This is a genomic window from Burkholderia pyrrocinia, from assembly GCF_022809715.1.
GTDB classification, from domain to species: domain Bacteria; phylum Pseudomonadota; class Gammaproteobacteria; order Burkholderiales; family Burkholderiaceae; genus Burkholderia; species Burkholderia pyrrocinia_C.
The window spans coordinates 2,785,068-2,799,392 of sequence record NZ_CP094459.1; the positions used below are offsets into that span (position 1 = coordinate 2,785,068).

At 68.4% G+C, this 14,325-nt stretch carries 12 protein-coding genes; 7 read left to right on the top strand and 5 right to left on the bottom strand.

The window, feature by feature from the left end; translation table 11 throughout:
* Positions 1-42 precede the first annotated feature (42 nt).
* Both MRS60_RS12875 and MRS60_RS12880 read right to left on the bottom strand, forming a co-directional pair.
* Positions 43-381, bottom strand: a complete 339-nt coding sequence (locus tag MRS60_RS12875) for a P-II family nitrogen regulator (protein ID WP_006398637.1) — start codon at positions 379-381, stop codon at positions 43-45.
* A 77-nt stretch (positions 382-458) separates the two neighbouring features.
* A complete protein-coding gene (locus tag MRS60_RS12880; protein WP_243564796.1) occupies positions 459-2,165 on the bottom strand; it encodes an NAD+ synthase in 1,707 nt (568 codons plus the stop codon).
* Between the two features lie 109 nt (positions 2,166-2,274).
* Between MRS60_RS12880 and MRS60_RS12885 the strand changes: the two genes are divergently transcribed.
* Positions 2,275-3,453, top strand: coding sequence for a GNAT family N-acetyltransferase (locus MRS60_RS12885; RefSeq protein WP_034184762.1), 1,179 nt, complete (start codon positions 2,275-2,277; stop codon positions 3,451-3,453).
* Positions 3,454-3,552: 99 nt separating this feature from the next.
* On the opposite strand, the gene MRS60_RS12890 is transcribed toward MRS60_RS12885, so the two are convergent.
* Positions 3,553-5,811 carry a glycoside hydrolase family 3 C-terminal domain-containing protein gene (locus MRS60_RS12890; protein WP_243564797.1) on the bottom strand — a complete coding sequence of 753 codons (2,259 nt, stop codon included), beginning with the start codon at positions 5,809-5,811 and terminating at the stop codon, positions 3,553-3,555.
* A 151-nt stretch (positions 5,812-5,962) separates the two neighbouring features.
* On the opposite strand from MRS60_RS12890, the gene MRS60_RS12895 reads away from it, so the two are divergent.
* Both MRS60_RS12895 and MRS60_RS12900 read left to right on the top strand, forming a co-directional pair.
* On the top strand, positions 5,963-6,997 hold the full coding sequence (locus MRS60_RS12895; protein ID WP_243564798.1) for a helix-turn-helix transcriptional regulator: 1,035 nt from the start codon (positions 5,963-5,965) through the stop codon (positions 6,995-6,997).
* Between the two features lie 49 nt (positions 6,998-7,046).
* Positions 7,047-7,940, top strand: a complete 894-nt coding sequence (locus MRS60_RS12900; protein WP_243564799.1) for a GIY-YIG nuclease family protein — start codon at positions 7,047-7,049, stop codon at positions 7,938-7,940.
* Between the two features lie 55 nt (positions 7,941-7,995).
* On the opposite strand, the gene ppa is transcribed toward MRS60_RS12900, so the two are convergent.
* Positions 7,996-8,523, bottom strand: a complete 528-nt coding sequence (gene ppa, locus MRS60_RS12905) for an inorganic diphosphatase (RefSeq protein ID WP_034178734.1) — start codon at positions 8,521-8,523, stop codon at positions 7,996-7,998.
* A 274-nt stretch (positions 8,524-8,797) separates the two neighbouring features.
* Here ppa and MRS60_RS12910 point away from each other — a divergent pair, with 274 nt between their 5' ends.
* The 4 genes from MRS60_RS12910 to MRS60_RS12925 all read left to right on the top strand — a co-directional run bounded on the left by MRS60_RS12910 (position 8,798) and on the right by MRS60_RS12925 (position 13,018).
* Positions 8,798-10,237: an aldehyde dehydrogenase family protein gene (locus MRS60_RS12910; protein WP_034178735.1), complete on the top strand. Its 1,440-nt coding sequence runs from the start codon at positions 8,798-8,800 to the stop codon at positions 10,235-10,237.
* Positions 10,238-10,322: 85 nt separating this feature from the next.
* On the top strand, positions 10,323-11,081 hold the full coding sequence (locus tag MRS60_RS12915) for an SDR family oxidoreductase (protein WP_034178736.1): 759 nt from the start codon (positions 10,323-10,325) through the stop codon (positions 11,079-11,081).
* Positions 11,082-11,307: 226 nt separating this feature from the next.
* Entirely contained in the window at positions 11,308-12,612 is a 1,305-nt protein-coding gene (locus MRS60_RS12920; RefSeq protein ID WP_034178737.1) for an MFS transporter, read from the top strand.
* Positions 12,613-12,652: 40 nt separating this feature from the next.
* Positions 12,653-13,018 (top strand): DUF4180 domain-containing protein, encoded by a 366-nt coding sequence (locus MRS60_RS12925; RefSeq protein WP_131946339.1) that lies wholly within the window; start codon positions 12,653-12,655, stop codon positions 13,016-13,018.
* 119 nt (positions 13,019-13,137) lie between these two features.
* Here MRS60_RS12925 and MRS60_RS12930 read toward each other — a convergent pair whose 3' ends face one another.
* Positions 13,138-14,325 (bottom strand): heme biosynthesis protein HemY, encoded by a 1,188-nt coding sequence (locus MRS60_RS12930; RefSeq protein ID WP_034178739.1) that lies wholly within the window; start codon positions 14,323-14,325, stop codon positions 13,138-13,140.

Sequence of the window (14,325 nt, forward strand, 5' to 3'; positions counted from 1 at the left end):
GCCGGTTTCGCACGGCCCACTGACCACTGACGAATGCGGCGCTCAGACGGCCGCTTCGTTCTCTTCGCCGGTACGGATGCGGATCACGCGTTCGACGTCCGACACGAAGATCTTGCCGTCGCCGATCTTGCCGGTGCGCGCCGCGCCGATCACCGCGTCGATCACCTGGTCGACCTGCGCTTCCGCGACGACCACCTCGATCTTCATCTTCGGCAGGAAGTCGACCACATATTCGGCGCCGCGATACAGCTCGGTATGCCCCTTCTGGCGGCCAAAGCCCTTCACTTCCGTCACGGTCAAGCCCGTGAGACCCACTTCGGCGAGCGCTTCGCGGACTTCGTCCAGCTTGAACGGCTTGATGATGGCTGTAATGCGTTTCATGATGGTTGTCCCTCAATGCTCGTTTGGATGAAAAAGCGCGATCCCGATTGTAAGCCGTGCGGTAAGCCGCGCACGGGTCAGTCGAGACGCTCGGTAAAGCGTGACGTGATCGGGTAGCGCCAGTCGCGCCCGAATGCGCGATGCGTGACGCGGATGCCGATCGGCGCCTGGCGGCGCTTGTATTCGTTGATCTTGATGAGCCGCGTCACGCGTTCGACGTCGGCCTGCGCATAACCGGCCGCGACGATCTCGGCGAGCGGCCGGTCTTCTTCCATGTACATCCGCATGATCGCGTCGAGTACGTCGTACGGCGGCAGGCTGTCCTGGTCGGTCTGGTTCTCGCGCAGCTCGGCCGACGGCGCGCGCGTCAGGATCCGCTCGGGGATCACGTTGCGCAGCACGTAGTCGGCCGTTTCGTTGCGATAGCGGCAGAGCCGGTACACGAGCGTCTTCGCGATATCCTTGATCACCGCGAAACCGCCGGCCATGTCGCCGTACAGCGTGCAGTAGCCGACCGCCATCTCGCTCTTGTTGCCGGTCGTCAGCACGATCGAGCCGAACTTGTTCGACAGCGCCATCAGCAGCGTGCCGCGAATGCGCGCCTGGATGTTCTCCTCGGTCGCATCTTCCGCGCGGCCCGCGAACTCGCCAGCGAGCGACGCGCGGAATGCGTCGAACATCGGCGCGATCGCGATCTCGTCGTAGCGCACGCCGACGCGCCGCGCCATCTCCGCCGCATCGGTGGTCGAGATGTCGGCCGTAAAACGCGACGGCATCATCACCGCGCGCACGCGCTCGGGACCGAGCGCATCGCATGCGACGGCCAGCACCAGCGCGGAATCGACGCCGCCCGACAGCCCGACGAGCACGCCGGGAAACCCGTTCTTGCCGATGTAGTCGCGCACGCCGGTCACGAGCGCGCGGTACACCTGCGCGTCCGTCGATAGCTCGGGCGCGATCGCGCCGGGCAGCGGCTGCGCGCCGTCGAATTCGACGATCGCGTGCCCTTCGTCGAACTGCGGCATCTTCGCGACGAGCGCGCCCTGCGCGTCGAGCACGAACGAGCCGCCGTCGAACACGAGCTCGTCCTGGCCGCCGACGAGGTTCACGTACACCATCGGCAGCCCGGTCTCGCGAATCCGCGCGCGCAGGATCTCGATGCGCACCGCTTCCTTGTTCATGTGGTACGGCGAGCCGTTCGGGATCAGCAGCACCTGCGCGCCGGCCGCCTTCGCGATCTGCGCGGCCGACGCGTGCCACGCGTCCTCGCAGATGATCACGCCGTATTTCACGCCGTTCAGCTCGAACACGAGCGGCTCGGCGTCCGTCGCGAAATAGCGCTTCTCGTCGAACACCTCGGCGTTGGGCAGATCCTGCTTGCGGTAGGTGCCGACGATCTCGCCGCCGACGATCAGCGACGCCGCGTTGAAGGTGTCGGTAGGCGGCACGCCGCGCTCGATCGGGCGGTTTGCATTACCATCGACGGCTGGCGCGATCGGATCGCCGCCCACGCCGCGCATCGGATGGCCGACCAGCACCGCAAGCCCGTCGAACGGCTTCAGCGCGTCGGCGAGCGAGTCGAGCGCGGCGGCGGCCGCCGCGTAGAACGCGGGCCGCAGCAGCAGGTCTTCCGGCGGATAGCCGGACAGCGCGAGTTCGGGCGCGACCATCAGGTGCGCACCATCGTTGTGCGCGGCGCGCGCGGCTGCGACGATGCGCGCGACGTTGCCGGCGAAATCGCCGACGGTGACGTTGATCTGGGCGAGAGCGAGTCGGGTCTTCATGACGGGATCGGCGCAGCCCGGCGGCGCGCCCTGAACGGCTGACGAAATCGTCCCGGACGCGGGCCACGACGGCACGCATCCGGCAACATCCAACGGTACGGATTCACGCTTGAAACACGAACGCATCGATTATCGCACGGGCATCCTGTCGTCCCCCGCGGAGGTGCCGGCCGAAGAGTGGAACGCGCTGCTCGCGCGCGACGCGCAGCCGACGCCGTTCCTGCGCCACGAATTCCTCGACGCGCTGCACGTCGCGCGCTGCGCGGTCGACGATACCGGCTGGTCGCCGCACTTCGTCACGCTGACCGATGCGGGCACCGGCCGCCTCGTTGCCGCCGCGCCCGTCTACGCGAAGCAGCATTCGTACGGCGAATACGTGTTCGACTGGGCGTGGGCCGACGCGTACCAGCGCAACGACCTGCCCTACTACCCGAAACTGCTGTGCGCGGTGCCGTTCACGCCCGTGCAGGGCACGCGCCTGCTCGCGGCCGACGACGATGCGCGCCGCCGCCTCGCGGCCACGCTGCTCGCATTCGCCGAGCAGAGCGACGTGTCGTCGCTGCACGTGCTGTTCCCGACCGGCGACGAAGCGCGGCTCCTCGAATCGATGGGGATGATGCTGCGCGAAGGCGTGCAGTTCCATTGGATCAACGACGGCTACCGCCACTTCGACGATTTCCTCGCCACGCTCGAGCAGAAGAAGCGCAAGAACATCCGCGCGGAACGGCGCAAGGTGCACGATGCGGGCGTGACGTTCCGGCGGCTGACCGGCGACCGGATCAGCGATGCCGACTGGCGCTTCTTCTCGCGCTGCTACCGGCAGACCTACCGCGAACACTATTCGAGCCCGTACCTGAACCTCGACTTCTTCCGCACGATCGGCGCGACAATGCCCGAGAACCTGCTGCTCGTGATCGCGGAAGCCGACGGCCAGCCGATCGCGAGCGCGCTCGCCATCTACCGGCGCGGCGAGCACGGCGGCGGCACGCTGTACGGCCGCTACTGGGGCGCGCTCGAGCACGTGCCCTGCCTGCATTTCGAAACGGCCTACTACCAGCTGCTCGAATTCTGCATCGAGGCCGGGCTCGATACGTTCGAAGGCGGTGCGCAAGGCGAGCACAAGCTCGCGCGCGGTTTCCTGCCGACCGTCACGCACTCCGCGCACTGGCTCGCGCACCCGGCGTTCTCGGATGCGGTCGCGCGCTTTCTCGAACGCGAGACCGAGCAGATTCACGCGTACGTCGACGAGCTGCGCGAGCACGATCCGTTCCGGCGCGGCGCCGAGTAGCGCGAGTCGGCGCGTGCGCCGCCGGTCTGCATCGGGCACATTCGGCGCGAGGCCGGCCGGAGCGATGCTCCGGGTCTGCCCCGCGCATGACGCGGCCGGTCAGCGCGCCGCGAGCGACACCGCCTGCGACAGCGCCTGCGGATCGCGCGACGACGCGGCGGCCGTGAGCGTATAGCTGCCCGCGCTTACCCGCCATGCATGCGTGTTCACGTCCCAGGTCGCGAAACGCTGCGACGGAACCGCAATGCTGAGCGCGCGCGACTCGCCCGGCTGCAGCGCGACCTTGGTCCAGCCGACGAGCCGCTTCGGCGGTTCGCCAAGCGATGCGGGCAACGCCGCGTAGATCTGCACCGTTTGCGTACCGGCCCGCGCGCCCGTGTTCGTCACCGTCACGCCAACCGTCACGTTGCCCGATGCATCGGCCTGCGCGGTCATCCCGGCAAGGGCATACGTCGTGTACGACAGCCCATAGCCGAACGGGAACAGCGGCTCGATCGCCTTCGCGTCGAACCAGCGGTAGCCGTACGCGAGCCCTTCCGCATAGACCGATTGCCGGCCCGACGGGTCGATCGTCGGCTGAGGCAGGTCGGCCTCCTGCTTCGGGAACGTCAGCGGCAGCCGGCCCGACGGGTTCGCATCGCCGAACAGCAGGTCCGCGATCGCCTGGCCGCCCTGCACGCCCGGATACCATGCGTCGAGCACGCCGTGTACGTTCGCGAGCCACGGCATCAGCACGGGGCTGCCGTTCTCGAGCACGACGATCGTGCGCTTCGCCTTCGCCGCGACCGCGGCGATCAGCGCGTTCTGGTCGTACTGCTGGTTGTACGGATCGGCCTTCGCATCGGGCAGCGACAGGCTCGCCAGGTCGAGCCCTTCCGTCTGCCATTGCGTCGCGAACACGATCGCGACATCGGCCTGCGCGGCGGCGCTCGCGGCGGCGTTCGCATCGGTCCCGTCGAGATAGCTGACCGACGCGTTCGGCGCCTTCGCGCGGATCGCCGCGAGCGGCGCGGACTTGTACCAGGTCGCACAGCCTCCGAACAGCGTGTCGGCCGGCTGCTGGCAGGTCGTCACCGCATTGCCGTCGATCGCCGGCACCGCGCCCGAGCCGCCGCCCGACAGCACGCCCGCGTCCGCATGGCCGCCGATCACGACGACCGACTTGAGCACGCCGGCCGCCAGCGGCAGCACGGGCTGCGCATCGCCGGGCGCGGCCGCGTTCTTCAGCAGCACCGCGGACTGTCGCGCGATCGCGAGCGCATCGGCGTTGCCGGCGGCTTCGTCGATCGCACCGCCCGGCTTCGGCGGCGCGTCCATCACGCCGATGCGGATCAGCGTGCGCAGCTTGCGCTGCACCATGTCGTTCAGGCGCGCGACCGATACGCTGCCGGCCTGCAGCGCCGCACGCAGCTTCGTGTTGAAGAACGAGCCGAGCGGCGCGTTGTTGTCGTCGGCCGCGCCCGGCTGTTCCTCGTCGAGCCCCGCCTGGACGGCCGCGACCGTCGAATGCGTCGCGCCCCAGTCCGACTGTACGACGCCCTTGAAGCCCCACTCGTTCTTCAGCACCGTCGTCAGCAGATACGGGTTCTCGCACGCATAGACGCCGTTCAGCTTGTTGTACGAGCACATCACGTTGCCCGGCTGGCCGTCCTTCACGCCGATCTCGAACGCGAGTAGCTCGGCCTCGCGCATGGTCCGCTCGTCGACGACCGAATCGATCGTCATCCGGTTGGTTTCCTGGTCGTTGAACGCGAAGTGCTTGATCGTCGCGATCACCTTCTGCGCCTGCGTCGCGTTCGTGCGCGCGGCGCTCAGCGTGCCCGCGAGCACCGGATCCTCGCCCATGTATTCGAACGTGCGGCCGTTGCGCGGCTCGCGCGCGAGGTTCACGCCGCCGCCGAGCCCTTCCGCGAAACCGAGCGCGCGCAGTTCGAGCGCGATGCGCGTGCCGTAGGTGCCCGCGAGCGCCGGATCCCATGTCGCCGCGAGCGCGACCGGCGCGGGCAGCGCGGTCACGCGCGCATTCTTCACGTTCACGCCGCCCGCCGAATCGGCGCTGCTGACGCCCGGGATGCCGAGCCGCGGCACGCCCGGGATGTAGCTCGCGCCGTTCAGCGCGTCGGCCGGAAACGGCCCGCCCAGGTCGAGTGCGGGCAGGCCCGTGCCGTGCACGAGCTGCAGCTTCTCGTCGGCCGTCAGTTGCGCGACGAGCGAGGCCGCGCGCTGGTCGGCAGCGGCATCGGGGTCGGCCGGCGCGACGGGGCCCGGCTGAATGTCGTCGCCGCCGCACGACGCGAGCAGCACCGTGAGCGCGCACGCGGACGCGATCGTCGAACACCGGAACAGCGAAGTTTTCATTGATCCTCCTGAATCGATCTGTTGTACTTGTCGCCACACTCCAGCGTCCGAGTCTAAAAATCGACCGGTCACCACGCTTGACCGGCAGGAGCATGCGTTGACCTCTCGCAGCGGGGACAAACCCGAACGGCATGACGACAGGGAGACAGACATGGAGTTGCGACAGAAATCGGTATCCATCCGGATCTACCGCTGGCTGTGCGAAGACGCGCGCGCGAACGGCATCGACGTTGCTCCGCTTTACGAGGCGCTCGGCATCGGGCCGGCCGAACTCGCCGACGACACGCGCCGCATCGCGGGCGACCGGCACGTCGCCGCGATGCGGCTGACGAGCGGATGGCCGCTGTCCTGGCACCGCTCGCCGCCTCAGGCCGTGCCGTGGCTCGTGCCGTTCCCGGAGCTCGCGGGCGTCACGTGCAACGCGGCGACGCTGCGCGACGCGCTGCACGGTTACCTGCACTATCGCGAGCTGATCGGCAACGTCGACTGGGTCTTCGCGCACGAGAACGGCGATGCGATCGCGCTCGAATACGTGAACGAAGGAGACGGCCGGCACGCGGGCAGCGCGCTCGCGAACCTCGCGATCCTCGCGGCGCTCGCGCGCCTGTACGATCCGCACGCGCGCGTCGACGACGCGGAATTCGCCGGCCGTGCGTTCGCGCCCGCGGCCGCGCTGCGCGACATGCTCGGCGCGCCGGTGTCGTTCGACGCCGCGCACAACCGCATCGTGCTGCGCTCTGCGCACTTCGACACGCCGTTCGAGCGCTACAATGCGCCGCTCGCCGGCATCCAGCGTCATGCGGCCGACGCCGCGCGCGACCGGGTTCGCGTGCGCTCGACGTTCGGCTCGTCCGTCGAGCAATGCGTGCGCGACTGGCTGCGTACCTCCGACGACGCCGACGTGCCGGCCGACACGCTGATGCAGCACGTGTGCACGCGCTTCGCGATGTCGCGCTGGACGCTGCGCCGGCGGCTGCATCGCGAAGCCGTCGGCTTCCACGCGCTCGTCGCGCAGGCACGGCTCGGCGAGGCGCGCGACCTGCTGCTGAATACGCAATTGCCGATCGGCGAGATCGGCGTGCGCGTCGGCTTCCGTTCGACGAGCGCGTTCACGCGCTTCTTCACGCGCGAACTCGGCGCGGCGCCGAGCCGCTTTCGCGACGGGCACGGCGACGGACTGCGATGACGCGCAACTTTTCTGAGACACTGGCGGCTTCGCATCCCGCCGCCCCGCCATGTCCTGGTTTCTGTATCTGATCGAATGCGCCGACGACAGCGTCTACACGGGCATCACGACCGACGTCGCCGCGCGCTTCGACGAGCATGCCGCCGGCAAGGGCGCGCGCTACACGCGCTCGCGCAAGCCGCGCGCGGTGCTCGCGTCGTTTCCGCTGCCCGACCGGTCGAGCGCGTCGCGCGCCGAATACTGGGTGAAGCGGCTCACGCCCACGCAGAAGCGCGAGCTGGCGGCCGGGTTGCGGACGCTGGAATCGGTGCTGCCGGTTGGTGTGACGGTCGACGGAAATGGTGAGGCTGCCGGGTTGAAGGCGGGTGCGCGCGGGCGGAAGAAGGTGAAGGCAAAAGCGGAGAACGTCGATAGCGCGACGAAGACGGCTGAAATTGAGCGGCCTGCCGCGAAGACCGGAAAAAACGGAAAAGCCGAGAAAGCCGAGAAAGCCGAGAAAGCCGAGAAAGCCGAGAAAGCCGAGAAAGCCATCAAGTCTGCGAAAACCGCGAAGACCCGACAAGCCGCCAATGCTCCAAAGGCGGCAAAAGCCGCGCCGGTCGCGAAGAACGCGAAGACCGACGGCGATGCGGTCGTGAAAAAGACCTCGTCGCGCGGCACGCCGTCGAAAAAAGGCCAACAGGCCGCGTCCTCATCGTCGAAAAGAAAAGCTCCGGCAGCCAACGGCAAGCCCGTCACGAACGGACGCGACACCACCGGCCCCGCACCGGTTCGCCGCCGTCCGTCGGCCACGAAATCCGCCGAAGCCACCGTGGTCTCCGTTGCGCCTCGACGCGCCAAACACACGACGGGCGCGAAGGACGCGTTGACCACCGCCCCGCCCGCCTCCCCTTCCGCACGCAAGAAAACCGCGCGCGCAAAACAAAACCGCGCGGCCTCCTGAGGAGACACGCGCGGTTTTGCGTTTCACACGAACCGGCCGTCGGCCGGCGCGCCGCTTACTTCTTGTAGTTCGCGGCGCCGTCGGTGATTTCCTTGTGCGCGGCTTCGATGCCGGCCCAGCCTTCGACCTTCACCCACTTGCCCTTCTCGAGCGCCTTGTATTGCTCGAAGAAGTGCTTGATCTGGTCCTTCAGGTACTCGGGCACGTCGTCGATCGACTTCAGGTTCGCCGTCATCGGGCAGATCTTGTCGTGCGGCACCGCGACCAGCTTCGCGTCGACGCCCGACTCGTCGGTCATCTGCAGCATGCCGAGCACGCGCGAACGCACGATCGAGCCGGCCAGCAGCGGGAACGGCGTGATCACCAGCACGTCGACCGGATCGCCGTCGCCCGACAGCGTCTGCGGGATGTAGCCGTAGTTCACCGGATAGCGCATGCCCGTGCCGATGAAGCGGTCGACGACGAGGAGGCCCAGCTCCTTGTCCGCCTCGTACTTCACCGGATCGCTTTGCGCGGGAATCTCGATGATCACGTTGAAATCTTGCGGCAGGTCCTTGCCGGCCGGAACATGATTGAAGCTCATGAGCGCTCTCTGTAGGTCGATGGGAATTCGGGACAGGGCGCCGCGGCCGATGCACCGCCGCAGGCGTCCCTCAACGGAATGCGCCATTATAGCCAATCGACCGGTGGCGTCCGGATGACGATCGGCGCGATAATCGTTCCGGATGTCCGGCCGTCGAACCACAAGCGGCGTTGGACGGGATCGGCGTCGGCGCTGAAGCGCCGGCGCCGGTCGACCGCGAAGCATGGGACCAGAGTAAGCGCTGAAGCGCTAACGCTGTTCGACAGGAGCAGGCATGGAAGAGGCGAAGCACTTCATCGCGGGTGAATGGACGTTGCCCGCGCAACTGGAAACGATCGCGGTCGTCGACCCATCCGACGGCCAGCCGTTCGCGACGATCGCGCGCGGCACCGCGCCCGACATCGAGCGCGCGGTCGCCGCAGCCCGCGACGCATTCGTGGGCGCATGGGGCGCCGCGAGCGCCGCCGAGCGCGGCCGCGTGCTGATGCGGCTGTCGGCGCGCGTGGCCGATTCCATCGAGGAACTCGCGGCGATCGAGGCGCGCGACACCGGCAAGCCGCTGAAGCAGGCGCGCGCCGATGCGGCCGCGCTCGCGCGCTACTTCGAGTTCTATGCAGGCGCCGCCGACAAGCTGCACGGCGAAACCCTCCCCTATCAGGCCGGCTATACGGTGCTGACGGTGCGCGAACCGCACGGCGTCACGGGCCACATCGTGCCGTGGAACTACCCGATGCAGATCTTCGGGCGCAGCGTCGGCGCGGCGCTCGCGGCCGGCAACGCGTGCGTCGTCAAGCCGGCCGAGGATGCGTGCCTGTCGGTGCTGCGCGTCGCCGAACTGGCCGCCGAGGCCGGGCTGCCGGCCGGTGCGCTCAACATCGTCACCGGCTACGGCCATGAAGCCGGCGCCGCGCTCGCGCGCCATCCGGGCATCGACCACATCTCGTTTACGGGTTCGCCGGCCACCGGCAAGCTGGTCACGCAGATGGCGGCCGAGAACCACGTGCCGGTCACGCTCGAACTCGGCGGCAAGTCGCCGCAGATCGTGTTCGCCGATGCCGATCTCGAAGCGGCGCTGCCCGTGCTCGTGTCGGCGATCGTGCAGAACGGCGGCCAGACCTGCTCGGCCGGCAGCCGCGTGCTGATCGAGCGTGCGGTCTACGAGCCGCTCCTCGAGCGCCTCGCTACCGCGTTCAACGGGCTGCGCGTCGGCCCGAGCCGCGCCGACCTCGACTGCGGCCCGCTGATCAACGCGAAGCAGCAGCAGCGCGTGTGGGATTTCCTGTCCGACGCGCAGCACGACGGCATTCCGATGGCCGCGCACGGGCAGGTCGTCGCCGACGCGCCCGAAAGCGGCTTCTACCAGGCACCCGCGCTGTTGCGCGACGTGCCGCCGTCGCACCGGCTTGCGCAGGAGGAAGTGTTCGGCCCCGTGCTCGCCGCGATGCGCTTCGTCGACGAAGACGAAGCCGTCGCGCTCGCGAACGGCACGCCGTACGGCCTCGTCGCGGGCATCTGGACGCGCGACGGCGCGCGCCAGATGCGCGTCGCGCGGCGCCTGCGTGCGGGCCAGGTGTTCATCAACAACTATGGCGCGGGCGGCGGCGTCGAACTGCCGTTCGGCGGCGTCGGCCACTCGGGTCACGGCCGCGAAAAAGGCTTCGAGGCGCTGTACGGCTTTACCGCACTGAAGACGATCGCGATCCGGCACGGCTGAACGCGCGGCACGCGAAACGCGGCCGGCAGCGGCCGGCCGCATTGCGCAGCACGACGACTCTCATAACCAGCACAGGAGACACACCATGCGGTTGAGCGGCAAGACGGCCATCGTCACGGGCGGCGGCTCGGGGTTCGGCGAAGGCATCGCGAAGACGTATGCGCGCGAAGGCGCGAACGTCGTCGTCAACGACCTGAACGGCGCGGCGGCCGAGCGCGTCGCGAGCGAGATCGCGCTCGCGGGCGGCAAGGCGATCGCGGTGGCGGGCGACGTGTCGAAGCAGGACGACTGGCACGCGCTGCTGCAGGCCGCGCTCGACGATTTCCATTCGGTGCAGATCGTCGTGAACAACGCAGGCACCACGCACCGCAACAAGCCGGTGCTCGACGTGACGGAAGCCGAGTTCGACCGCGTGTACGCGGTCAACATGAAGAGCCTGTTCTGGTGCGTGCAGACCTTCGTTCCGTACTTCCGCGAACGGGGCGGCGGCGTGTTCGTGAACGTCGCGTCGACGGCCGGCGTGCGGCCGCGCCCGGGCCTCGTCTGGTACAACAGCACGAAGGGCGCGATGATCACCGCGAGCAAGTCGCTCGCGGCCGAACTCGGCGCCGACCGCATCCGCGTGAACTGCATCAATCCCGTGCTCGGCGAGACGGCCCTGATGACCGAATTCATGGGCTGCGAGGACACGCCCGACAACCGCAGCCGCTTCCTCGCGACGATCCCGCTCGGCCGCTTCTCGACACCGCAGGACATCGCGAACGCGGCGCTTTACCTCGCGTCCGACGAGGCCGAATTCATCACGGGCGTCTGTCTCGAAGTCGACGGCGGACGCTGCATCTAGCCGCACCTGGCTGTTCGCGTGCCGCGTCGGGATTCACCGGCCGGCACGGCATTCATGTATTGCTTCGCACGAAACCGGATCGGGTGCCGATGTGTCGGCTCCGGTCAACCATAAAAACCGCAAAGCATGGGATCCAGGCAGGCGCTGAAGCGCCGACTTGGGTCGACCGCATAGCATGGGACCCAAGTAAGCGCTAAAGCGCCAACTTGGGTCGACAGGAGACAAAATGGCAACATCGACGCAGTCGCTGCCGGGTTCGTCCGGCGCATTCGAGGAAGCAACCTACCGCAAGGTGTCGTGGCGGCTCACGCCGCTCCTGCTGCTGTGCTACGTGGTCGCGTATCTCGACCGCGTGAACGTCGGGTTCGCGAAGCTGCAGATGGCGAGCGACCTGAACCTGAGCGACACCGTCTACGGGCTCGGCGCCGGGATCTTCTTCTTCGGCTATTTCCTGTTCGAGGTGCCGAGCAACATCATCCTGCACAAGGTCGGCGCGCGCGTGTGGATCGCACGCATCATGGCGACCTGGGGCGTGATCTCGATCCTGACGATGTTCGTCACGACGCCCGCGATGTTCTACGTGATGCGCTTCCTGCTCGGCGTCGCCGAAGCGGGCTTCTTCCCCGGCGTGATCCTCTACCTCACCTACTGGTATCCCGCGCACCGGCGCGGCCGGATGACGACGTTCTTCATGACGGCCGTCGCCTTGTCCGGCGTGATCGGCGGGCCGCTCTCGGGCTTCATCCTGAAGGCGTTCGACGGCATCAGCGGGTGGCACGGCTGGCAATGGCTGTTCCTGCTCGAAGGCATCCCGTCGGTGCTGGTCGGCGTGCTCGTGTTCTTCAAGCTCGACGACCGGATCGCGAAGGCGAACTGGCTGACCGACGACGAAAAGGCGCTGCTCACGCGCAACGTCGACGCGGAGGAAGCGACCAAGGAAGATCCACCGCTCGGCGCCGTGCTGGCAAGCCCGCGCGTGTTGCTGATGGCGCTCATCTACTTCTCGTTCGTGATGGGGCTCTACGGCGTCGGCTTCTGGCTGCCGACGATCATCAAGGCGACGGGCGTCACCGACACGTTCGCGATCGGCCTGCTGTCGGCGATTCCGTATGCGGCCGCGGTGGTCGCGATGATCCTGATCGCGCGCAGCGCGGACAAGCGCCGCGAACGCCGCTGGCACCTCGCGATTCCGGCCGCGATCGGCGCGCTGGGGCTCGTGCTGTCGGTGATCTGGGCGCACCAGACCGCGCTCGCGATGCTCGGCCTCACGCTCGCGACGATCGGCATCCTGACGACGCTGCCGCTGTTCTGGAGCCTGCCGACCGCGTTCCTCGGCGGTGCGGCCGCCGCGGCCGGCATCGCGATGATCAACTCGATCGGCAATCTCGCAGGCTTCCTGAGCCCCTACCTGATGGGCTGGCTCAAGCAGGTGACGGGCGCCAACGACGCGGGCATGTACATGCTCGCGGGGTTCCTCGTGCTCGGCGGGCTGCTCGCACTGTCGGTGCCGAAGCGGCTGGTCGACAAGTGATGCGCGGGGCATGACGATCATGTCGACGGAGCCAACCCTCATGCCCCACCGCATCGTTCAGGCGGCCGGCAGCCGCGTACTGGTCCTGGATCCTTCCGCCGGCCGCGTGCAGCGGGAAAGCGATGCGCTCGACCTCGTCGCGCTCGCGCACGAGCATGAAGCCGACTGGGTCGCAGTCCCCGCCGACGCGCTGCACGACGACTTCTACCGGCTCGACAGCGGACTGGCCGGCGCGGTGCTGCAGAAACTCGTCAACTACGGCGTGCGGCTCGGCGTGGTCGGCGACATCGACCGCTGGCTCGCGCGCAGCGAAGCGCTACGCGCGCTCGTTCGCGAGTCCAATCGCGGGAAATCGGTGTGGTTCGTCGCGAACGAGGACGACCTGCTGCGCAGGTTCGGCGCGTAGCGGATAACGCGTCCGGCGCCGGCGCGCAGCGGACAAGAAAATGCCCCGAAGGCCATCCGGCGTTCGGGGCATGTTGCGCAGCTCAGCGGGCCGCCGGCAGCAGGCGGCCGCGGCTTGCGTCAGACCACGGTAATCGCGAGCGCGCTTTCGCGGTAGTGCTTCGCGGCCTTGTCGGTTTCGCCGAGTTGCTCGAACAGACGCGCGAGCGCGCGATGCGCACGCACCTTCAGCGCCTCGTTGTCGGCCAGCTTCAGCGCCGCTTCGAGGAACGCTTGCGCCTTGCCCCACAGTTGCTGCTGCTGGCAGAGACGGCCGAGCGCGAACAGCAGGTCGGCATCCTCCGGGTGATCCTTCTTCCACCCTTCCGCCTTCTGGATCAGCGGCAGCGCATCGGCGCCGGCCGTGTCCGGGTAACGGCGCAGCAGGCGTGCATCCCAGTTGTGCGCGAGCGCTTCCTCGACGATGCGGCGCGCTTCGTTGCGACGCTCGAGCGGCACGAGCAGGTCGGCCGCGAGATCGGCAAGACGCGGCGACTGGCGCTCGACCGGCGACAGCGACTGCCACACCTCGAGCAGCGCGTCCGGATCGTGCCGGCGTTCGCGCAGCAGGTTTTCCGCGGCCTGCTGGCGCAGCCGCACGGCCGCGGCCGGATGCAGCGCCTCGCGCTTCTCGAGCGCCTTCGCGAGCTTCAGCACCTCGGCCCAGTTCTTCAACTGCTGCTGCGCGCGCAGCGCAACCTGCTGCGCATGGATGCGCTTGCCGCCCGCCTGCATGTCGGCCAGCGCGGCAAGCGCGCCGTCGGCATCGCGCGCGTCCGCGCGCATGTCGGCCGCGGCGAGCAGCCGTGCGTCCTGCCATTCGGGCGCGTCGACCTTCGACAGCCAGTCGTCGCGGCGCGTGTACTCGTGCATCCGGTGCGCGGCAGTGGCCGCGACGAGACTCGCGGCACCCAGGTTCGCGTCGACCGACAGCGCGTCACGCGCGGCCTTCTCCGCGCGCGAGAACCGGCCCGCGTACAGGTTCGAGATGGCATCGCGCAGCGACGCCTGTGCCTTCTCGTTGCGCGAACGCGCACGATACGCGGCGACCCGCTGCGGCATGCGCCAGATGTTGCGCACGATGCGCAGCAGCGCATACACGACGATGAACAGCACGACGATGGCGATCACGAACAGGTTCAGCGACACGTCGATCCGGTACGGCGGATAGACGAGCAGCACCTGCCCCGCGTCGAAACGGCCGAAGGTGGCGAGCGCCGCGGCGATCGCGAACAGGACCGCGAGCCAGACGATTCCTCGAAGCGTCAT

Coding starts and splice junctions, on each gene's coding strand:
- MRS60_RS12890 (WP_243564797.1), bottom strand. CDS start 5,811: ATGAAAACTTCGCTGTTCCGGTGTTCGACGATCGCGTCCGCGTGCGCG.
- MRS60_RS12930 (WP_034178739.1), bottom strand. CDS start 14,325: ATGACGCTTCGAGGAATCGTCTGGCTCGCGGTCCTGTTCGCGATCGCC.
- ppa (WP_034178734.1), bottom strand. CDS start 8,523: ATGAGCTTCAATCATGTTCCGGCCGGCAAGGACCTGCCGCAAGATTTC.
- MRS60_RS12920 (WP_034178737.1), top strand. CDS start 11,308: ATGGCAACATCGACGCAGTCGCTGCCGGGTTCGTCCGGCGCATTCGAG.
- MRS60_RS12875 (WP_006398637.1), bottom strand. CDS start 381: ATGAAACGCATTACAGCCATCATCAAGCCGTTCAAGCTGGACGAAGTC.
- MRS60_RS12880 (WP_243564796.1), bottom strand. CDS start 2,165: ATGAAGACCCGACTCGCTCTCGCCCAGATCAACGTCACCGTCGGCGAT.
- MRS60_RS12910 (WP_034178735.1), top strand. CDS start 8,798: ATGGAAGAGGCGAAGCACTTCATCGCGGGTGAATGGACGTTGCCCGCG.
- MRS60_RS12900 (WP_243564799.1), top strand. CDS start 7,047: ATGTCCTGGTTTCTGTATCTGATCGAATGCGCCGACGACAGCGTCTAC.
- MRS60_RS12895 (WP_243564798.1), top strand. CDS start 5,963: ATGGAGTTGCGACAGAAATCGGTATCCATCCGGATCTACCGCTGGCTG.
- MRS60_RS12925 (WP_131946339.1), top strand. CDS start 12,653: ATGCCCCACCGCATCGTTCAGGCGGCCGGCAGCCGCGTACTGGTCCTG.
- MRS60_RS12915 (WP_034178736.1), top strand. CDS start 10,323: ATGCGGTTGAGCGGCAAGACGGCCATCGTCACGGGCGGCGGCTCGGGG.